The following is an 18,048-nucleotide window of genomic DNA, read 5'->3' as shown; positions in this document are numbered from 1 at the left end:
CCCTTTTATCTGGTGGAGCTACGACGGACGTAGCGGCTGACGGCTCGGGTGAGCTCTTCGTGCAGGGTAGCCCACCGGGCCTCCGCAGAAGCTGGTAATGCTCTGATCACGATGTCCACTCCGCCCACCGTCCCGGCGCTCTCTCGGAGAGTCGGGAGCACCTCGTACGCAGCTGCCTTGAGGCGGCGGCGCACCAGATTGCGGCGCACGGCGTTACCGACCGTCTTGCTCACGATAAAACCGAATCGCACCACGTCGGGATCGGCGTTCGGACGGACGTACGCGATGGTGTTGTCCGCCGTGAAGCGGGAACCCTTGCGCACCGTCGCCCGGTAGTCCGCCCCCCGCGTGATGCGATTGGCTTTCGCGAGCACCGGTCGGTACTACGCCGAGAGCTTCTCGCGGCCCTTGGAGCGACGGGCCGAGAGGATGGCGCGGCCGGCACGCGTGCGCATGCGGAGGCGGAAGCCGTGGGTCTTGGCGCGCTTGCGGTTGTTCGGCTGGAACGTTCTCTTGCTCATAATCTCTATCTCCGTGGTGGTGTCTTCGCAGGCCGGTGCTGATGGATATCGCCAGCACGGGGAGGCCAGAAAAGTTTCAGGGCAGCCTGAACGGCTGAAGTCAACTGATTAAAACTACGGCCTATAAAGGACCGAGGTCAAACCGATCGAGTCAAATCCACTGATTATGCACGGGATTTGCAGGATCCGTCGCGACGACGCGCCGTGCATCCGCGACGTATTCCACGAGTCGAATTTGATCCACAACCTGTGGACAAGTTACCGTGAGGACCAAAGTTATCCCCAGCCTGAGTCAAAAAGGCCGGGGATCACTACGGTATTGCACACACGGCAGTGGATAACTCTGTGCATACCCACCGACGGCACATCTGCCGCAGCCTGACTCGAGCCCTCCGGGGGACGACTCGTCTCCGTCGGGCGACGGCATCCACATGAGAACGAAGACGGGGAACGATGGCAGGCGGCGAAGAGTCCATTTCTGCGGCATGGCAGTCCGTGCTGGGAAAGCTCGAGACGGACGACCGCATCACCCCGCAGCTCTACGGATTCCTCAGCCTGGTCGAGCCCAAGGGCATCATGGCCGGAACCTTCTATCTGGAGGTGCCGAACGAGTTCACGCGCGGGATGATCGAGCAGCGCAGCCGCGTCCCTCTCCTGAGCGCGATCGGCGCCCTCGACGAGACCCTCGCCGTCAACACCTTCGCGATCGTCGTCAATCCCGAGATCCAGCAGGAGACGATGGCCGGCCCGGTCGAGCCGGAGCCCGCCCCCTACCTCGAGAACGCCTCGCCGATGGTCTCCCCTCCGACCGAGATCACGGCGCCCCCGCGCAACGGCGACACCCGCCTCAACTCCAAGTACAGCTTCGACAACTTCGTCATCGGCCAGTCGAACCGATTCGCGCACGCGGCCGCGGTCGCCGTGGCCGAAGCCCCCGCCAAGGCGTACAACCCCCTCTTCATCTACGGGGATTCCGGGCTCGGCAAGACGCACCTCCTCCACGCCATCGGCCACTACGCGATGAGCCTCTACCCCGGCATCCGCGTCCGGTACGTGTCGAGCGAGGAGTTCACCAACGACTTCATCAACTCGATCGCCAACAACCGCGGCTCCTCGTTCCAGGCGCGGTACCGCAACATCGACATCCTGCTGATCGACGACATCCAGTTCCTCCAGCGCGCGGTCGAGACGCAGGAGGCGTTCTTCCACACGTTCAACACGCTGCACGACCACAACAAGCAGGTGGTCATCACCAGCGACCTGCCGCCGAAGCACCTCACCGGCTTCGAGGACCGCATGCGCTCGCGCTTCGAGTGGGGCCTCATCACCGACGTCCAGGTGCCCGACCTCGAGACCCGCATCGCCATCCTGCGCAAGAAGGCGCAGAGCGAGAAGATCCAGGTGCCGGACGACATCCTCGAGTTCATGGCGTCGAAGGTGTCGAGCAACATCCGCGAACTGGAGGGGACGCTCATCCGCGTTACCGCGTTCGCGAGCCTCAACCGCACCCCGGTCGACATGCCCCTGGTGCAGACGGTGCTGAAGGACCTGATCACGCTCGACGACGACAACGTGATCGCGCCGACCGACATCATCACCAACACCGCCGAGTACTTCAAGCTCAGCGTCGACGACCTCTATGGCTCCAGCCGCTCGCAGGCCGTCGCGACCGCCCGCCAGATCGCCATGTACCTGTGCCGTGAGCTGACGAACCTCTCCCTGCCGAAGATCGGCCAGCTGTTCGGCGGCCGCGACCACACCACGGTGATGTACGCCAACAAGAAGATCAGCGAGCTCATGAAGGAGCGGCGCTCGATCTACAACCAGGTCACCGAGTTGACCAGCCGGATCAAGCAGAACCACCGCTACGGGAAGTAGCCCTCGGACGCGCGCCACGCCGTCGAGGTCGGATCGGTTATCCACAATTTCATCCCCAGAGTGGGGAGAGATCGTTATTAACACGTGTGGATAACTTGTGGAGAAGTTACGGAAACTCCGCCGATTAATGGGGACGAACGCCTCGGGCCTGTGAAAAGCGCCTCGGAGCGCGATCGGCCGTCCGGCTTGTGAACAAGCGGATTCCTCAGGTCATCAACAGGGCGAGCCCCCGCGGTTCCCTGTGATTTCCTGGTCTCAACAGAGTTATCCACAGTTTCCACAGCGGTTAACACGATTAATGATTAACTCTTCTCAGTTAAGGCCGGTCGACAACCTCAAGCGCTCGATCGAATGACAACTTCGCGCCCAGAGGGCAAGCGCTAGGATTCTTTCGATCCGTATCCGTCGGCTGGCAGGGGTGTCTTCGTGAAGTTCCAAGCAAACCGGGATGTCTTCAGCGAGGCCGTCTCCTTCGCAGTGAAGCTCCTTCCGCAGCGGACGACACTGCCCATCCTCAGCGGCGTTCTCATCGAGACGACCGACACGGGCCTCCAGCTCTCCTCCTTCGACTACGAGGTCTCTGCCCAGACGCAGATCCCCGCCGAGGTGGAGGAGCCGGGCCGCGTGCTCGTCTCCGGTCGCCTCCTGGCCGAGATCGCGTCGAAGCTTCCGAACGCACCCGTGCAGTTCTCGACCGACGAGTCGAAGATCAGCGTGCGCGCCGGATCGGCCAACTTCACGCTGCTCTCCATGCCCGTCGAGGAATACCCGAGCATCCCCCAGGTCAGCGGGGAAGCGGGACTCGTCCCGGCCGAGGAGTTCTCGGAGGCGGTCGCCCAGGTCGGCGTCGCAGCCTCGCGCGACGATGTGACCCCGGTCATCACCGGCGTCCAGCTCGAGGTGGGCGACAACACGCTCGGCCTCGTGGCGACCGACCGCTACCGCGTCGCCATCCGCCAGATCGACTGGGACAACGGCACCACCTCGGGCGAGACCCAGACCGCGCTGGTCCCGGCCCGCACGCTCACCGAGATCGGCAAGACGTTCGGCCACAGCGGGACCGTGTCCGTCTCGATCACCAACCGCGACGACCGCGAGCTCATCGCGTTCACGGCCGACAAGAAGACCGTGACCTCGCTCCTGATCAAGGGCAACTTCCCGCCCGTACGCCGGCTCTTCCCCGAGCAGGTCGACAACTACGCGGTGCTCAACACCGCCGAGCTCATCGAGGCGACCCGCCGCGTGGCCCTCGTGCTGGAGCGCGAGGCCGCGCTCCGCTACACCTTCACCGCCGACGGACTGACGCTGGAAGCGATCGGCTCCGAGCAGGCTCAAGCATCCGAGAGCATCGACGCTCTCCTCACAGGCCAGGAGACCGTGGTTTCATTGAAGCCGCAGTTCCTGCTCGATGGTCTCGGTGCCGTGCACTCCGAATTCGTGCGCATCTCCTTCACCAAGACCGAGAACCCCAACAAACCGGGACCTGTGCTCATCACGAGCCAGACCTCCAAGGACCAGGCGGGCTCGGACTCCTACAAGTACCTGCTGCAGCCCAACCTGCTCCTGCGCTAGGACACGGTCCCACTCCACGAGAGAAGAAGGACAATCATGCACATCGGCCTCATCGGTCTCGGACGCATGGGCAACAACATGCGTGCCCGCCTCGAGAAGAACGACATCGAGGTCACCGGCTACGACACCAACCCCGAGGTGTCGGATGTCGCCACCCTGGCCGACCTGGTCGCCGCGCTCCCCGCGCCGCGCACGGTCTGGGTCATGGTGCCGGCCGGCGAGATCACCGATAACGTCATCCGCGACCTGGAGCCGCTGCTGGAGAAGGGCGACCTCGTCATCGACGGCGGCAACTCCCGCTTCACCGAGGACTTCAAACACGCCGAGCTGCTCGCCCCCAAGGGCATCGACTTCATGGACGCCGGCGTCTCCGGCGGCATCTGGGGCCTCGAGAACGGCTACGGCCTGATGGTCGGCGGCAGCAAGGAGCAGGTCGAGCGGGTCATGCCGGTCTTCGACGCGCTGCGCCCGGAAGGTCCGCGCGAGGAGGGCTTCGTCCACGTCGGCGACGTGGGCGCCGGCCACTACGCGAAGATGGTGCACAACGGCATCGAGTACGCGCTGATGCAGGCGTACGCCGAGGGCTACGAGCTGCTGGACACGCGCAAGGACATCATCCACGACGTCACCGGCACCTTCAAGGCCTGGCAGCGCGGCACCGTCGTGCGCTCCTGGCTGCTCGACCTCCTGGTGCGCGCGCTCGAGCAGGACCCGGAGTTCGAGCACATCGAAGGCTTCGTCCAGGACTCGGGCGAGGGTCGCTGGACCGTGGAGGAGGCGCTCAACAACGCCGTCCCCGTGCCGACGATCAGCGCCTCGATCTTCGCCCGCTTCGTCTCCCGTCAGACGGACTCGCCCGCCATGAAGGCCGTCGCCGCGCTGCGCAACCAGTTCGGCGGCCACGCGGTGAAGGCCGTCGACTGACGAGCTAACCCTCTGTGCGAGTTACACATCTCTCCCTGACCGACTTCCGCAACTACCGCACCGCGGAAGTGCCGTTCGCGGCCGGCGCGAATCTCTTCGTCGGCCGCAACGGCCAGGGAAAGACGAATCTGGTCGAGTCGCTCGGCTACCTGAGCACCCTCGGGTCGCATCGGGTGTCGAGCGACCAGGCCATGATCCGCAAGGGGGCGGACGCTGCGATCGTCCGCTCCCGGATCCAGCACGAGGGGCGCGAGCTCCTCGTGGAGGTGCAGCTCAACCGGAGCTCACCCAACCGCGCGCAGGTCAACCGCGGCGCCATCAAGCCGCGCGAACTGCCGCGCTACTTCTCGAGTGTGCTCTTCGCTCCGGAGGATCTCGCCCTCGTGCGCGGCGAACCGGGCATCCGGCGCCGGTTTCTCGATCAACTCCTGATCCAGCGCAATCCCCGGTACGCGGCGGTGATCGCCGACTACGAGCGCGTGCTCAAGCAGCGCAACACCCTGCTGAAGTCGGCCCGCGCCTCCCGGATCAAGGCGGACCAGCTCGGGACGCTCGACATCTGGGACGACCGCCTGGTGGCGCTCGGTTCCGAGCTGATCGACGCGCGCCTGGATCTGGTCGCCCGGCTCAGCGACCCGCTCGTCTCCGCCTACCGCTCCGTCGCCGGCGACGACCACCACCCGCGCCTGCTGCCGCAGCTGACGATCCGCGGTGCGCACGTGGAGGACGACGACGATGACGACGCGGAGCCGGTAACCGACTCATCCGGTGTCGACACCGCCACCGTCTTCCGGCAGGGGCTCGCGGACGTGCGGCCCAAGGAGCTCGAGCGCGGTCTGACCCTGGTCGGCCCGCATCGCGACGACGTCCTTTTCGAGCTCAACGGCCTGCCGGCCAAGGGATACGCGAGCCACGGCGAGTCCTGGTCGTTCGCCCTCGCGCTCAAGCTGGCGTCGGCCGAGCTCCTGCGGCACGAGTCCAGCACCGGAGACCCGGTGCTCATCCTCGACGACGTCTTCGCCGAGCTCGACCAGGCCCGCCGGCGGATGCTTGCAACCGCCGTAGCCGGTTACGAGCAGGTGCTCATCACGGCCGCGGTGCTCGACGACGTGCCTCCCGAGCTCGCCGCCCACACGGTCCGGATCGAGGCCGGGGCGGTGGTGGAGGCCACGGATGCCTGAGCGCACCGGCCCCACCGAGGCGAGCATCGTCTACCTCCGGATGAAGGAGCTCTTCACCGGGACCGCGTCGCGCCGCCGCACTCGCGTGCGCCCCGATGAGGTCGGCGGGAGCAAGCCGTTCACCGCGGGCCGCGACCCCCGCGGGCTCGGCGACGTGGTCGACGCCCTCGCATCGCAGCTCGGCTGGACCTCCGCGCTCGCCCAGTCCGACCTCCTCGAAGGATGGCGCGATCTGGCCGGCGAGGAGACGGCCAAGCACGCCATCCCGGACGCCATCACGGACGGCGTGCTGGTGGTGCGCTGCGAGTCGACGGCGTGGGCGACACAGCTGCGCATGATGCGCTCGGAACTGCTCGTGCGCATCGGCGAGAGGTTTCCCGACGCGGACATCCAGTCGATCCGCTTTCAAGGGCCGGACGCCCCCACCTGGAAACGCGGTCCCAGGTCGATTCCAGGGCGCGGCCCACGCGATACTTACGGCTGAGTGCACAAAAGAGGTAGACCGAGCGAAGAAAACGCGTCAGAAGGGCATTTTCCGCCATTTCTCCAGTCGGCTCTTGGTAGAATGGAGAGTCACTGTTGAGTGCGGTCAGGAGCCTAATTTCATATGACGACGGAACCGAACAGCGCCGAGACGGATCACGAGTACGGCGCGAATGAGATCCAGGTCCTCGAGGGTCTCGAAGCGGTCCGCAAGCGACCCGGAATGTACATCGGCTCCACCGGTCCACGAGGTCTCCACCACCTCGTCTACGAGATCGTCGACAACTCCGTCGACGAGGCGCTCGCGGGGCACGCCGACAACATCGAGGTGACCATCCTCCCCGACGGCGCCGTGCGCGTCGTCGACAACGGCCGTGGCATCCCGGTCGACGAGCACCCCGTGCAGAAGAAGTCGACCGTGGAGGTCGTGCTCACCATCCTGCACGCCGGCGGCAAGTTCGGCGGCGGCGGTTACGCGGTCTCCGGCGGTCTGCACGGCGTCGGCAGCTCGGTAGTCAACGCGCTCTCGTCGCGACTCGACATCGAGGTCTACCGGCAGGGCTCGGTCTGGCGGCAGAGCTACCGCGACGGTGTGCCGCAGGCACCGCTCGAGCAGGGCGAGGCATCCGACCGCACGGGCACGACGATCACGTTCTGGCCCAGCGCCGAGACGTTCGAGACCACGGTCTTCGACTACGACACGCTGCGCACGCGGTTCCAGCAGATGGCGTTCCTGAACAAGGGACTGCGCATCGCGATCACCGACGAGCGGAGCGATCTCGGCGAGGTCGAGCCCGTCGAGGGCGAGGTCGTCGACGGCGAGGTCGCCGAGGAGTTCACCCCGCGCAGCGAGGTGTTCCTCTACGAGCAGGGCCTCACCGACTACGTCCACTACCTCAACTCCGCCAAGAAGGCGGAGGTCGTGCACGACGAGATCATCTCGTTCGAGTCCGAGGACACCGAGCGCAAGATCGCACTCGAGGTGGCCATGCAGTGGACCACGAGCTACAACGAGAGCGTCTTCACCTACGCGAATACGATCAACACGCACGAGGGAGGCACGCACGAGGAAGGATTCCGCGCTGCGCTGACGACCCTCGTCAACAAGTACGCCCGCGAGAAGAACATCCTCAAGGAGAAGGACGACAACCTCTCCGGCGACGACGTGCGCGAGGGTCTGACCGCGGTCGTGTCCGTGAAGCTGTCCGAGCCGCAGTTCGAGGGCCAGACCAAGACCAAGCTCGGCAACACGGAGGCCAAGGCGTTCGTGCAGAAGGTCGTCGGCGACCAGCTGGGCGACTGGTTCGACCGCAACCCGAACCAGGCCAAGGACATCATCCGCAAGGCTCTGCAGGCCGCGACCGCTCGTCTCGCCGCCCGCAAGGCGCGCGAGACCGCACGGCGCAAGGGACTCCTCGAGAGCGGCGGAATGCCCGGCAAGCTCAAGGACTGCCAGTCGAAGGACCCGACGGTCTCCGAGATCTTCATCGTCGAGGGCGACTCGGCCGGCGGCTCCGCCGTGCAGGGCCGAAACCCCGAGACGCAGGCGATCCTCCCGCTGCGCGGCAAGATCCTGAACGTCGAGAAGGCCCGGCTCGACCGCGCCCTCGCCAACAACGAGGTGCAGGCGATGATCACGGCGTTCGGCGCCGGCATCGGCGAGGACTTCAACCCCGAGAAGGCGCGGTACCACAAGATCGTGCTCATGGCCGACGCCGACGTCGACGGCCAGCACATCACCACGCTGCTGCTCACCCTGCTGTTCCGCTACATGCGCCCGCTGGTCGACCTCGGCTACGTGTACCTCGCGCAGCCGCCGCTCTACCGCCTGAAGTGGTCGAACGCCGAGCACCAGTACGTCTACTCCGACCGGGAGCGCGACGCGTACCTGGCCGACGGCCTCGCCGCCGGCAAGCGCATCCCGAAGGACAACGGCGTGCAGCGCTACAAGGGTCTGGGCGAGATGGACTACAAGGAGCTGTGGGAGACCACCATGAACCCGGAGTCGCGCACGCTGCTCCAGGTGACGCTCGACGATGCGGCCGCGGCCGACGAGATCTTCGCCACCCTGATGGGCGAGGACGTCGAATCGCGCCGCTCGTTCATCCAGAAGAACGCGAAGGACGTGCGCTTCCTTGACATCTGATGAGACCGGAATCCCGGGAGAAGAGAACATCGTGACCGACGAAGAGACCGCCGCCGGCGCAGGTTTCGGCATCCACGGCCGCATCGACCAGGTCGACCTGCAGTCCGAGATGCAGCGCTCCTACCTCGACTACGCGATGAGCGTCATCGTGGGCCGCGCGCTCCCGGAGGTGCGCGACGGCCTGAAGCCGGTGCACCGCCGCGTGATCTACGCCATGTTCGACGGCGGGTACCGCCCCGACAAGGCGTTCTCGAAGTGCGCCCGCGTCGTCGGCGACGTGATGGGCCAGTTCCATCCGCACGGCGACTCGGCGATCTACGACGCGCTCGTGCGACTCGTGCAGCCGTGGAGCCTCCGCTACCCGCTCGCGCTCGGCCAGGGCAACTTCGGCTCGCCGGGCAACGACGGCGCCGCGGCCCCGCGATACACCGAGACGAAGATGGCGCCGCTCGCGCTCGAGATGGTCCGCGACATCGACGAGGAGACCGTCGACTTCCAGGACAACTACGACGGCCGCACCCAGGAGCCGGCCGTGCTCCCGGCCCGGTTCCCGAACCTGCTGGTCAACGGCTCGGTCGGCATCGCGGTCGGCATGGCCACGAACATCCCGCCGCACAACCTCCGCGAGGTCGCGGACGGTGCGCTCTGGCACCTCGCCAACCCCGACGCGTCCCGCGAGGAGCTCCTGGAGGAGCTGATCAAGCGGATCAAGGGACCGGACTTCCCGACCGGCGCGCAGATCCTCGGCGTCAAGGGCATCCAGGACACCTACCGCACCGGCCGCGGCTCCATCACGATGCGCGCGGTGGTCAGCATCGAGGAGATCCAGGGGCGCGTCTGCCTGGTCGTCACCGAGCTGCCGTACCAGGTGAACCCGGACAACCTCGCGATCAAGATCGCGGAGCTGGTGAAGGACGGCCGCGTCGGCGGCATCGCCGACATCCGCGACGAGACCTCGGGCCGCACCGGTCAGCGCCTCGTGATCGTGCTGAAGCGCGACGCGGTCGCCAAGGTCGTGCTGAACAACCTGTACAAGCACACACAGCTGCAGGAGAACTTCGGCGCGAACATGCTGGCGATCGTGGACAACGTCCCGCGCACGCTCGCGCTCGACGGCTTCATCACCGCCTGGGTCGACCACCAGATCGAGGTCATCGTCCGGCGCACCCGGTACCGGCTGCGCAAGAAGGAGGAGCGGGCGCATATCCTGCGCGGCTACCTCAAGGCGCTCGACGCGCTCGACGAGGTCATCGCCCTCATCCGCCGGTCGCCCACCGTCGAGGACGCGCGGGAGGGTCTGAAGACCCTGCTCGACGTCGACGACATCCAGGCCGACGCGATCCTGACCATGCAGCTGCGCCGTCTCGCCGCCCTCGAGCGTCAGAAGATCATCGAGGAGCACGACCAGATCGAGCTCGAGATCGCCGAGCTCAAGGCCATCCTCGAGGACCCGACGCGTCAGCGCACGATCGTCAGCGAGGAGCTCACCGAGATCGTCGATCGCTTCGGCGACGACCGCCGCACCGAGATCATGTTCGGCTTCGACGGCGACATGAGCGTCGAGGATCTCATCCCCGAAGAGGAGATGGTGGTCACCGTCACCCGCGGCGGCTACATCAAGCGCACCCGCAGCGACAACTACCGGTCGCAGCACCGCGGCGGCAAGGGCGTCAAGGGCGCCCAGCTGCGCGGCGAGGACGTCGTCGATCACTTCTTCGTGACGACGACGCACCACTGGCTCCTCTTCTTTACGAACAAGGGCCGCGTCTACCGCGCCAAGGCGTACGAGGTGCAGGAGGCCGGTCGCGACGCGAAGGGTCAGCACGTCGCCAACCTGCTCGCGATGCAGCCGGACGAGGAGATCGCCGAGATCCTGGACATCCGGGACTACGAGGCCGCGAAGTACCTGGTGCTCGCGACCCGCGACGGCCTCATCAAGAAGACCGCGCTGAGCGAGTACGACACCAACCGCTCCGGCGGCATCATCGCGATCAAGCTCCGCGAGGAGGACGAGCTCGTCTCGGCCCTGCTCGTGGAGGAGGACTCCGACCTGCTGCTCGTCTCGCGCAAGGGCATGTCGATCCGCTTCACCGCCAGCGACGAGGCGCTGCGCCCCATGGGCCGCTCCACCTCCGGCGTGATCGGGATGCACTTCCGCGGCGAGGACAGCCTGCTCGACGCGTCCGTCGTCTCGGATGAGGGCTACGTCTTCGTGGTGACCGAGGGAGGCTACGCCAAGCGCACCTCCGCCGACCAGTACCGCCTCCAGGGGCGCGGTGGTCTGGGCATCAAGGTGGCCAAGCTGAGCGACGATCGAGGCGATCTCGTGGGTGCTCTGATCGTGGACGAGGACGACGAGGTCTTGGTGGTTCTTGCCAGCGGCAAGGTGGTACGCTCTGCCGTGGCCGAGGTACCTGCCAAGGGCCGCGACACCATGGGTGTCGTCTTTGCACGTTTCGCCGAGACCGACAAGATCATCGCTCTGGCAAAGAACACCGAACGAAACCTCGATTCGCAGGATCCAGCGGATGACCAGCCTGATGGGTCAGAATCGGAGGCCGTCGGGAAGGAAGAGACCGTAGATGAGCAGTAGCGTCGCCGAGAAACTGGCCAAGAAGTCGTCGCGCCGGCCCGCATCCTCCAAGCAGGTGCGGCTCAAGCTGGTGTACATCGACTTCTGGTCGACCGTGAAGCTCTCGTTCCTCGCCGGCATCTGCCTCGCGATCATCGCGGTGGTCGGGACCTTCCTGATCTGGACGGTGCTCGACCGCACCGGCATCTTCGATCAGGTGAACAGCCTGGTCAAGGACATCTCCGGAGCCGGAGGCGGCGACCTGCGCGCCGTGCTCGGCCTCGGCCAGGTGATGGGCTTCTCGCTCGTGGTGGCCGTCCTCGACATCGTCGTGGTCACCGCTCTCGGCGCGGTCTTCGCGCTCCTCTACAACCTTTCCGTGAAGATCACCGGCGGCCTGCTCGTCGGCTTCACCAACAACTGACGGATCGAGCCCCACTCGATTTCGTTTGCGGTGACAGATCAGGTACCCTCTAATCTGTTGCCCATTCGGGGATATAGCTCAGGCGGTTAGAGCGCTTCGCTGATAACGAAGAGGTCCGAGGTTCAAGTCCTCGTATCCCCACCATTCACCCTCCCGGGGCCTTAGCTCAGTTGGTAGAGCGCCTGCTTTGCAAGCAGGATGTCAGGAGTTCGAATCTCCTAGGCTCCACCCTCAGCCGGCGGCACGATCGCCCGCGTCGGGAACGGACTCGAGTACGAGACGCTCGTCGTCACGCTGCCGAGTGTCCCGATCTTCCCGCTCACGTGCTCCAGGTGCCGCATCGATGTCGCCACGACCTTCAGGATGAAGCAGTCGTCTCCCGTGACGTGGTGCGCCTCCACCACCTCGGGCGTCTCGGCGAGGACCTCGTGCAGCGGGCCGTAGACGCTGCTGGGATAGCGCAGCCGGAGGAACGCGAGGATGCCGTAGCCCAGTCGCTCGGGATCGACGACCGCGCGATAGCCGCCGATGACGCCGGCCTCCTCGAGCCGGCGGACCCGCTCGGCGACTGCGCTGCCCGACATGTGGACAGTGCGGGCGAGTTCGGCGATCGACTGGCGGCCGTCGCGTTGCAGCTCGGCGAGGAGAGCGCGATCGACGGCGTCGGCGGTGAATGGGGGATTCGCGGACATGGCGCGATTCTGCCACGGGAAACCCGGTGATCCCGGCCGAACGCCGTGGATCGTCTGTTCAGATCGCGGATCCGCTTCTCTAACGTGGTGTGCATGACCGACAGCTCAGAGGCATCCCGCCACTTCGCCGCCAAGCTCCGCTTCGAGACCGACCCCTCCGACGTCCGTTCGGCGCAGGAGGCCGGCGAGACGTTCGTCCTGATCGACAGCCGAGGCGAGGAGGCGTGGCGGCAAGGACGCGCGGTCGGCGCCCTCCACCTGCCGACGGCCGAGATCGCCGGACGGGCAGCGGACCTCGTGCCGGCCGGGACACCGGTCGTCGTCTACTGCTGGGGTCCGGGCTGCAACGGGTCGACGAAGGCGGCGCTCGCCTTCAGTCTGCTCGGCTACGAGGTGCGCGAGATGATCGGCGGGTTCGAGTACTGGGCGCGCGAAGGTTTCCCGGTCGAGGACGACCACGGGGTGGTGACGCGTGCCGCGGACCCGCTGACCGCTCCGGTCGACGGGGTCAGCTGCGCGTGCTGAGTCCGGAGCGGGCCGCTACTTGAGCAGCCGGGACAGCACGCGGTCGGCGAGCGGCTTGCCGCCGGTCTGACAGGTCGGGCAGTACTGCAGGGTGGAGTCGGCGAAGATCACCTGCCGGATGGTGTCGCCGCACACGGGACACGCCTGACCCGTGCGGCCGTGAACGCGCAGGCCGGACTTCTTCTCGCTCTTGAGTTCGGAAGCGGCGAGACCGTCCGCTCTCGCCAGCGCATCGCGGAGGGTGGACTGGACGGCGGCGTACAGCCGGTCGAGCTCGTCCTCGGACAGGGCGGCGGGCTTGAAGGGCGACATCTTCGCCACGTGCAGGATCTCGTCCGAGTAGGCGTTGCCGATGCCGGCGATCAGGGACTGGTTGCGCAGGACTCCCTTGAGCTGCGCGCGACCCTGCTGCGCGAGGATCCCGGCGAAGACCTCACGGGTGAAGGCGGGGTCGAGCGGATCCGGCCCCAGCCGTGCGACGCCCGGGACCTCGGCCGGGTCGCGCACCACGGAGATCGAGAGGCTCTTCTTGGTGCCGGCCTCGGTGATGTCGAGTCCGGTCCCGTCGTCGAGCACGAGTCGTGCGGCGAGCGGCCCCTTCCCGGGACGCCCGGTGGGTGGAGGCGGCGGCGCATCCCGCCAGCGGATCCATCCCGCCCGGGCGAGGTGGATGACGACGTGGAGGTCGCCGGCCGCGATGTCGAGGAACTTGCCGTGCCGGGTGACGCCGGCGATCGTCAGCCCGTGAAGCGCATCCACCGGGGGATCGAACGTCTTGAGGGCCGCGAACGCAACGATGCTCAGTCGGTCGATGACGCGACCGGCCAGTCGCGCGTCGAGGTCGGCGGCGAGTGCTGTGACTTCCGGAAGTTCGGGCACCACCCCAGTCTGCCCTTCTCCTCCGACAACGGCAGTAGGGTGTCGGCATGGATATCAGGGTTGCGGCATACGGAGTCATCGTCGACAACGACCGCATCCTCCTCGCGCACTGGAACGAAGGGGGACGCTCCGGCTGGACGCTCCCCGGCGGAGGGATCGATCCGGGCGAGGATCCGGTGGACGCCGTGGTGCGGGAGATCGCCGAGGAGACCGGCTATGCGGCGCAGGCGGGAGAGCTGCTGGGGATCGACTCGAAGATCGTCCCTGCCGAGCAGAGGTTCACGCCGGACTCGGGACCGCTGCACGCGCTCCGCATCATCTACCGGGCCTCGGTCACCGGGGGCAAGCTCAGGAACGAGCTCGACGGCTCCACGGACGAGGCCGCCTGGTTCGCGCTGACGGGCATCCCTAACCGGCGGGTCGACCTCGTCGACGTCGCACTCGGGATGGCGGGGCTGCGCTGACCGCACGCCGACGACGCGCCCGCGTCAGACGGTGACGACGTCGCGGCGCTCGCTCGGGATGATGATCCACATCGCGATGTAGGCGATGAACTGCGGGCCGGGCAGTAGGCACGACAGCAGGAAGAGCACGCGGACCGTGGTGGGCGTGAGCCCGAACCGCTGCGCCAGCCCGGCGCAGACGCCGCCGAGGACACGGCCCTGAAGTGGACGCTGGAGGATGTTCATGACTCCAGCATCGCGTCCCGATGCCCTGCCCACCATCGGGGAAACCCCCCAATCCACCCCGGGGCGAACCCCGGGGTGGATTGTCGTCCAAGTTGGAGGGACTACTCCGCAGCGGGAGCGGTGGGCTCCTCGTCGGCGACCCACAGCTCGTCGTCGGCGCGGAACGTCTGCCAGACCGCGTAGAGCAGCCCGGCGGCCGCGACGACCCCGAGGCCGATCGCGATCACGGTGCCGGCGCCCGGGCCGGACTTCTGCGGAGCGACCTGCACCTTGCGGGTGAGCTCCTTGCGCGCCTTGGTGAAGTCGCCGTTGAACGCCGCAGCGCGTGCCGCGCGGGCGTGGTCGACCACCGAGAGCGCGGTGCCGACGGCGGAGCCCACGGCGGGGATCACATCGCCGACGATGCGGTCGCGTGCCACACCGGCCACGTGACCGGCGGTGTGCGCGGCCGTCTGGGCGGCAGGACGCACGTAGGAGTCGTAGCCGTCACGGACGCGCGGTGCGATCTCCTCGCGGGTGTAGTAGGCGGCCTGCTTGCGGGCTTCGGCGGCGACGGCGTTCGCGTTCGCGAGCACCTCCTGCTGCTTGCCCCACAGCTCCTCCGCGCTGCTGCGCAGTCGCTTGAGCTCCTTCTTGCGCTTCCGTGTCAGGCTCATTCTGGACCTCCATTGCGTCGGAATAGCGAACCGTCTCCATCTTGCCACCGAAAGGGCTGGGGATGGACCGAGAGGTGAAGTCCTCTGCCGATCACCAGCTAACCCCCTGTGCAAGAATTGGTGTCATGTCTAAGCACACCGCCGTCGCCACTCTCCACACCAACTACGGAGACATCAAGGTCAACCTCTTCGGCAACCACGCGCCGAAGACGGTGCGCAACTTCGTCGGCCTGGCGACCGGTGAGACCGAGTGGACCCACCCGGCCACCGGCGAGAAGACCAGCACGCCGCTCTACGACGGCGTGATCTTCCACCGCATCATCCCGGGCTTCATGATCCAGGGCGGCGACCCGCTCGGCCAGGGCATCGGCGGACCGGGCTACCAGTTCGACGACGAGATCAGCCCCGAGCTCGACTTCACCCAGCCGTACATGCTCGCGATGGCCAACGCCGGCATCCAGGGCGGGCACGGCACCAACGGCTCGCAGTTCTTCATCACCGTCGGCCCGACCACGTGGCTGCAGGGCAAGCACTCCATCTTCGGCGAGGTCGCCGACGACGCGTCGCGCAAGATCGTCGACAAGCTGGCCGAGGTCCCGACGGACGCCCGTGACCGGCCGCTCGACGACGTCGTCATCGAGTCGGTCGAGATCGAGCAGGTCTGAGACCGGACGGGCGAGTCGGAAGAATGTCTCAGCCCGTCGACGCGCGAGCGAGCTACTGCTACCGCCACCCCGATCGCGTCAGCTACGTGCTGTGCCAGCGGTGCGGGCGCACGATCTGCGGTGAGTGCCAGACACCCGGCGCGGTCGGATTCGTCTGCCCGGAGTGCATGGCCGAGCAGCGCGCCACCGCGCCCAAGACCAAGCCGGCCTGGATCCCGCGCCTGACGGGTGCGGGAGCGCCGGTCGTCACCTACGCGATCATCGCGGTGTGCGTGGTGGTGTTCATCCTCCAGTCGCTGCCGGTGATCGGCACGCAGGTCACGCAGGCGATCCAGTACGCGGGCGTGTACTCCGATCCGCGTGCGTTCGAGCCGTGGCGGATGCTGACCTCGGTGTTCGCGCACGCGAGCATCATTCACATCCTGCTGAACATGTACACGCTGTGGATCTTCGGCAGCATCCTCGAGCCGATGCTCGGCCGGCTGCGCTTCCTCGGGCTGTTCCTGATCAGCGGGTTCGCCGGCTCGGTGGGCGTGCTGCTGCTGGGCAACCCGTTGCAGCCCGTGGTGGGCGCGTCGGGTGCGATCTTCGGCATGTTCGGCGCGTTTTTCATCATCCAACGACGACTGGGCGGCAATGCCACGCAGATCCTCGTCCTGGTCGCGCTCAACATCGGCATCGGCTTCCTCCCCGGGCTCAACATCGCCTGGCAGGCGCACGTCGGCGGCCTGATCGGCGGTGTGCTGGTGGGCCTGATCTACGTGGAGACGCGCAGGGCCTCGCGGCGCGCGCTCCAGCTGCCGCTCGTCATCGTCCTGAGCGTCCTGCTGATCGCACTGAGCCTGATCCGCTTCCTCTGAGCCGGTTTCCCCAGGCGCCCACAAGGCGTGGATAAGTTATCCACAGGGTTGTTAACAGTGGGGATAATTACACCCGTGTAACTCTCCACAGGCTTATTAACACTGGGGAGAACGGCCCCCGTCGAGTTGTCCTCAGTGTGGATAACAGGCTGTGGACAACTGTGGAAACGAAAGAAGCCCGGTCCTCGACGGACCGGGCTTCTCGACGCGCAGCGTCAGTGCAGGGGAGGGGCGTCAACGCCACCTGGTGGTCATGAGGAAGCCGATGAAGGCGATGCCGAAGCCGACGAGGATGTTCCAGGCGCCGAGGGCCGGGATCGGGTACTCGTTCTGGCTCACGTAGAAGACGATGATCCAGACCAGCCCGAGCAGCATGAAGCCGAACATGACCGGCTTGAACCAGACGGGGTTGGGCGCCTCCTCACCGGAGGCGGCGGCGGTCCGCGCGGGGCGCTCGGGCTTGATCTTCGACTTGCTGCGTGCCATAGCACCACAGTGTAGCGGGACCGGTCTGAGGGTTCCGCCAGCTTTTCCTCTTAGAATCTGTCATATGGCCGACCCGACCGAACCCGAACTGCGACGCCCGCGTGGCGCCGAGCGGCGTGACGGCCGGAGTCAGAAGCCGGCGAAGGCCCGCAAGCCCCCGCGCCGCCCGACCGTGGTCGGGGTTCTCGGCGAGCTGCTGATCACCGCGGGCGTGCTCGTCCTGCTCTTCCTCGGGTGGCAGATGTGGTGGAACAACCTCGTCGTCGACAGCCAGCAGAGCTCCGCGGCCGCGACCCAGAGCCAGAAGTGGATCGACGACGCGATCAAGGCGCCGCGACCGACCCCGACGCCGGACGCCTCGGGCGTCACGAACATCCCGGTCATGGCGCAGCCGGCCGACTACGAGGCGTTCGCGGTCATCTACATCCCGCGCCTCGGCCCCGACTGGAAGCGCACGATCCGCCAGACCGTCGACGTGGAGAAGGTGCTCAACAGCTACACCGCCGGCGTCGGCCACTACGCGGACACCCAGATGCCCGGGCAGGTCGGCAACTTCGCCGTCGCCGGACACGACAGCGGCTGGGGCAACACGTTCATCGACCTCTCCAAGCTGCACATCGGCGACCGCATCTACGTGCAGACGAAGGACGGCTGGTACACCTACACCTTCCGCAACTTCGAGTACGTGCAGCCCTCCGCCGTCCAGGTGCTGCTGCCGGTGCCGCGCCAGCCCGAGGCGACGCCCACCGAGCGGCTCATGACGATCACCACGTGCAACCCGCCGTTCGCGGCCGGGGAGCGACTCATCGCCTACAACGTCTTCGACAACTACGCCCCGCCGCAGGACGTGCCCAGCGAGCTCGCCGGCGTCCTGAACACGAGTCAGGGAGGCTGA

The 18,048-nt window shown here is 66.7% G+C and carries 20 protein-coding genes and 2 tRNA genes; 15 read left to right on the top strand and 7 right to left on the bottom strand.

Annotation, left to right across the window (positions count from 1 at the left end; all coding sequences use genetic code 11):
- Nucleotides 1-5: 5 nt before the first annotated feature.
- Nucleotides 6-374 carry a ribonuclease P protein component gene (rnpA, locus tag BGO91_RS02400; RefSeq protein ID WP_290471280.1) on the bottom strand — a complete coding sequence of 123 codons (369 nt, stop codon included), beginning with the start codon at nt 372-374 and terminating at the stop codon, nt 6-8.
- Between the two features lie 9 nt (nt 375-383).
- Nucleotides 384-521, bottom strand: coding sequence for a 50S ribosomal protein L34 (gene rpmH / locus BGO91_RS02395; RefSeq protein ID WP_021763546.1), 138 nt, complete (start codon nt 519-521; stop codon nt 384-386).
- Nucleotides 522-974: 453 nt separating this feature from the next.
- Here rpmH and dnaA point away from each other — a divergent pair, with 453 nt between their 5' ends.
- The 10 genes from dnaA (at nt 975) to BGO91_RS02345 (ending at nt 11,929) form a co-directional block, all read left to right on the top strand.
- The gene (gene dnaA, locus BGO91_RS02390; RefSeq protein ID WP_290471279.1) at nt 975-2,399 is read left to right on the top strand and encodes a chromosomal replication initiator protein DnaA; all 1,425 of its coding nucleotides are present in this window, start codon (nt 975-977) and stop codon (nt 2,397-2,399) included.
- Between the two features lie 426 nt (nt 2,400-2,825).
- Nucleotides 2,826-3,971, top strand: a complete 1,146-nt coding sequence (gene dnaN / locus BGO91_RS02385) for a DNA polymerase III subunit beta (RefSeq protein ID WP_290471278.1) — start codon at nt 2,826-2,828, stop codon at nt 3,969-3,971.
- Nucleotides 3,972-4,007: 36 nt separating this feature from the next.
- Nucleotides 4,008-4,895 (top strand): phosphogluconate dehydrogenase (NAD(+)-dependent, decarboxylating), encoded by an 888-nt coding sequence (gene gnd, locus BGO91_RS02380; protein ID WP_290471277.1) that lies wholly within the window; start codon nt 4,008-4,010, stop codon nt 4,893-4,895.
- A gap of 14 nt (nt 4,896-4,909) precedes the next feature.
- Complete coding sequence (recF, locus tag BGO91_RS02375) at nt 4,910-6,076, top strand: DNA replication/repair protein RecF (protein WP_290471276.1); 1,167 nt, start codon at nt 4,910-4,912, stop codon at nt 6,074-6,076.
- Nucleotides 6,069-6,560 carry a DciA family protein gene (locus BGO91_RS02370; protein WP_290471275.1) on the top strand — a complete coding sequence of 164 codons (492 nt, stop codon included), beginning with the start codon at nt 6,069-6,071 and terminating at the stop codon, nt 6,558-6,560. The genes recF and BGO91_RS02370 overlap by 8 nt, the downstream gene beginning before the upstream one ends.
- Before the next feature lie 123 nt (nt 6,561-6,683).
- Entirely contained in the window at nt 6,684-8,705 is a 2,022-nt protein-coding gene (gene gyrB, locus BGO91_RS02365; protein WP_290471274.1) for a DNA topoisomerase (ATP-hydrolyzing) subunit B, read from the top strand.
- A 31-nt stretch (nt 8,706-8,736) separates the two neighbouring features.
- Nucleotides 8,737-11,298 (top strand): DNA gyrase subunit A, encoded by a 2,562-nt coding sequence (gyrA, locus tag BGO91_RS02360; protein ID WP_290471273.1) that lies wholly within the window; start codon nt 8,737-8,739, stop codon nt 11,296-11,298.
- On the top strand, nt 11,288-11,701 hold the full coding sequence (locus BGO91_RS02355) for a DUF3566 domain-containing protein (protein ID WP_021763537.1): 414 nt from the start codon (nt 11,288-11,290) through the stop codon (nt 11,699-11,701). Before gyrA ends, BGO91_RS02355 begins: the two co-directional genes overlap by 11 nt.
- Before the next feature lie 67 nt (nt 11,702-11,768).
- A tRNA-Ile gene (locus tag BGO91_RS02350) sits at nt 11,769-11,845 on the top strand.
- 11 nt (nt 11,846-11,856) lie between these two features.
- Nucleotides 11,857-11,929: transfer RNA gene (locus BGO91_RS02345), tRNA-Ala, on the top strand.
- Here the strand turns inward: BGO91_RS02345 and BGO91_RS02340 are convergent.
- Nucleotides 11,920-12,393: an Lrp/AsnC family transcriptional regulator gene (locus BGO91_RS02340; RefSeq protein WP_290471272.1), complete on the bottom strand. Its 474-nt coding sequence runs from the start codon at nt 12,391-12,393 to the stop codon at nt 11,920-11,922. The two genes, BGO91_RS02345 and BGO91_RS02340, sit on opposite strands and share 10 nt — an antisense overlap.
- 93 nt (nt 12,394-12,486) lie before the next feature.
- On the opposite strand from BGO91_RS02340, the gene BGO91_RS02335 reads away from it, so the two are divergent.
- The gene (locus BGO91_RS02335) at nt 12,487-12,918 is read left to right on the top strand and encodes a rhodanese-like domain-containing protein (RefSeq protein ID WP_290471271.1); all 432 of its coding nucleotides are present in this window, start codon (nt 12,487-12,489) and stop codon (nt 12,916-12,918) included.
- A gap of 15 nt (nt 12,919-12,933) precedes the next feature.
- Here BGO91_RS02335 and BGO91_RS02330 read toward each other — a convergent pair whose 3' ends face one another.
- Nucleotides 12,934-13,797: a DNA-formamidopyrimidine glycosylase family protein gene (locus BGO91_RS02330; protein ID WP_290471270.1), complete on the bottom strand. Its 864-nt coding sequence runs from the start codon at nt 13,795-13,797 to the stop codon at nt 12,934-12,936.
- A gap of 47 nt (nt 13,798-13,844) precedes the next feature.
- Here BGO91_RS02330 and BGO91_RS02325 point away from each other — a divergent pair, with 47 nt between their 5' ends.
- Complete coding sequence (locus BGO91_RS02325) at nt 13,845-14,261, top strand: NUDIX hydrolase (RefSeq protein WP_290471269.1); 417 nt, start codon at nt 13,845-13,847, stop codon at nt 14,259-14,261.
- Between the two features lie 24 nt (nt 14,262-14,285).
- Here the strand turns inward: BGO91_RS02325 and BGO91_RS02320 are convergent, their stop codons facing one another.
- On the bottom strand, nt 14,286-14,486 hold the full coding sequence (locus tag BGO91_RS02320) for a PspC domain-containing protein (protein WP_290471268.1): 201 nt from the start codon (nt 14,484-14,486) through the stop codon (nt 14,286-14,288).
- A 101-nt stretch (nt 14,487-14,587) separates the two neighbouring features.
- Complete coding sequence (locus BGO91_RS02315; RefSeq protein ID WP_290471267.1) at nt 14,588-15,142, bottom strand: hypothetical protein; 555 nt, start codon at nt 15,140-15,142, stop codon at nt 14,588-14,590.
- Nucleotides 15,143-15,267: 125 nt separating this feature from the next.
- Between BGO91_RS02315 and BGO91_RS02310 the strand changes: the two genes are divergently transcribed.
- Nucleotides 15,268-15,807 carry a peptidylprolyl isomerase gene (locus BGO91_RS02310; RefSeq protein ID WP_290471266.1) on the top strand — a complete coding sequence of 180 codons (540 nt, stop codon included), beginning with the start codon at nt 15,268-15,270 and terminating at the stop codon, nt 15,805-15,807.
- 23 nt (nt 15,808-15,830) lie between these two features.
- On the top strand, nt 15,831-16,667 hold the full coding sequence (locus BGO91_RS02305) for a rhomboid family intramembrane serine protease (protein WP_290471265.1): 837 nt from the start codon (nt 15,831-15,833) through the stop codon (nt 16,665-16,667).
- A 234-nt stretch (nt 16,668-16,901) separates the two neighbouring features.
- Here BGO91_RS02305 and BGO91_RS02300 read toward each other — a convergent pair whose 3' ends face one another.
- Nucleotides 16,902-17,153 carry a cell division protein CrgA gene (locus BGO91_RS02300; protein WP_290471264.1) on the bottom strand — a complete coding sequence of 84 codons (252 nt, stop codon included), beginning with the start codon at nt 17,151-17,153 and terminating at the stop codon, nt 16,902-16,904.
- A 64-nt stretch (nt 17,154-17,217) separates the two neighbouring features.
- Between BGO91_RS02300 and BGO91_RS02295 the strand changes: the two genes are divergently transcribed.
- Nucleotides 17,218-18,048 (top strand): class E sortase, encoded by an 831-nt coding sequence (locus BGO91_RS02295; protein ID WP_290471263.1) that lies wholly within the window; start codon nt 17,218-17,220, stop codon nt 18,046-18,048.

The organism is Leifsonia sp. 71-9, assembly GCF_001898805.1.
Lineage (GTDB): Bacteria > Actinomycetota > Actinomycetes > Actinomycetales > Microbacteriaceae > Leifsonia.
Note: the sequence above shows the minus strand (reverse complement) of the source record. Positions and strands in the feature narration are given on the sequence as shown.

What these genes read in the sequence shown, in the direction of transcription:
- rpmH (WP_021763546.1), bottom strand. Translation starts at nt 521, where the DNA reads ATGAGCAAGAGAACGTTCCAGCCGAACAACCGCAAGCGCGCCAAGACC.
- dnaA (WP_290471279.1), top strand. Translation starts at nt 975, where the DNA reads ATGGCAGGCGGCGAAGAGTCCATTTCTGCGGCATGGCAGTCCGTGCTG.
- gnd (WP_290471277.1), top strand. Translation starts at nt 4,008, where the DNA reads ATGCACATCGGCCTCATCGGTCTCGGACGCATGGGCAACAACATGCGT.
- BGO91_RS02370 (WP_290471275.1), top strand. Translation starts at nt 6,069, where the DNA reads ATGCCTGAGCGCACCGGCCCCACCGAGGCGAGCATCGTCTACCTCCGG.
- gyrB (WP_290471274.1), top strand. Translation starts at nt 6,684, where the DNA reads ATGACGACGGAACCGAACAGCGCCGAGACGGATCACGAGTACGGCGCG.
- BGO91_RS02355 (WP_021763537.1), top strand. Translation starts at nt 11,288, where the DNA reads ATGAGCAGTAGCGTCGCCGAGAAACTGGCCAAGAAGTCGTCGCGCCGG.
- BGO91_RS02340 (WP_290471272.1), bottom strand. Translation starts at nt 12,393, where the DNA reads ATGTCCGCGAATCCCCCATTCACCGCCGACGCCGTCGATCGCGCTCTC.
- BGO91_RS02335 (WP_290471271.1), top strand. Translation starts at nt 12,487, where the DNA reads ATGACCGACAGCTCAGAGGCATCCCGCCACTTCGCCGCCAAGCTCCGC.
- BGO91_RS02325 (WP_290471269.1), top strand. Translation starts at nt 13,845, where the DNA reads ATGGATATCAGGGTTGCGGCATACGGAGTCATCGTCGACAACGACCGC.
- BGO91_RS02320 (WP_290471268.1), bottom strand. Translation starts at nt 14,486, where the DNA reads ATGAACATCCTCCAGCGTCCACTTCAGGGCCGTGTCCTCGGCGGCGTC.
- BGO91_RS02315 (WP_290471267.1), bottom strand. Translation starts at nt 15,142, where the DNA reads ATGAGCCTGACACGGAAGCGCAAGAAGGAGCTCAAGCGACTGCGCAGC.
- BGO91_RS02310 (WP_290471266.1), top strand. Translation starts at nt 15,268, where the DNA reads ATGTCTAAGCACACCGCCGTCGCCACTCTCCACACCAACTACGGAGAC.
- BGO91_RS02305 (WP_290471265.1), top strand. Translation starts at nt 15,831, where the DNA reads ATGTCTCAGCCCGTCGACGCGCGAGCGAGCTACTGCTACCGCCACCCC.
- BGO91_RS02300 (WP_290471264.1), bottom strand. Translation starts at nt 17,153, where the DNA reads ATGGCACGCAGCAAGTCGAAGATCAAGCCCGAGCGCCCCGCGCGGACC.
- BGO91_RS02295 (WP_290471263.1), top strand. Translation starts at nt 17,218, where the DNA reads ATGGCCGACCCGACCGAACCCGAACTGCGACGCCCGCGTGGCGCCGAG.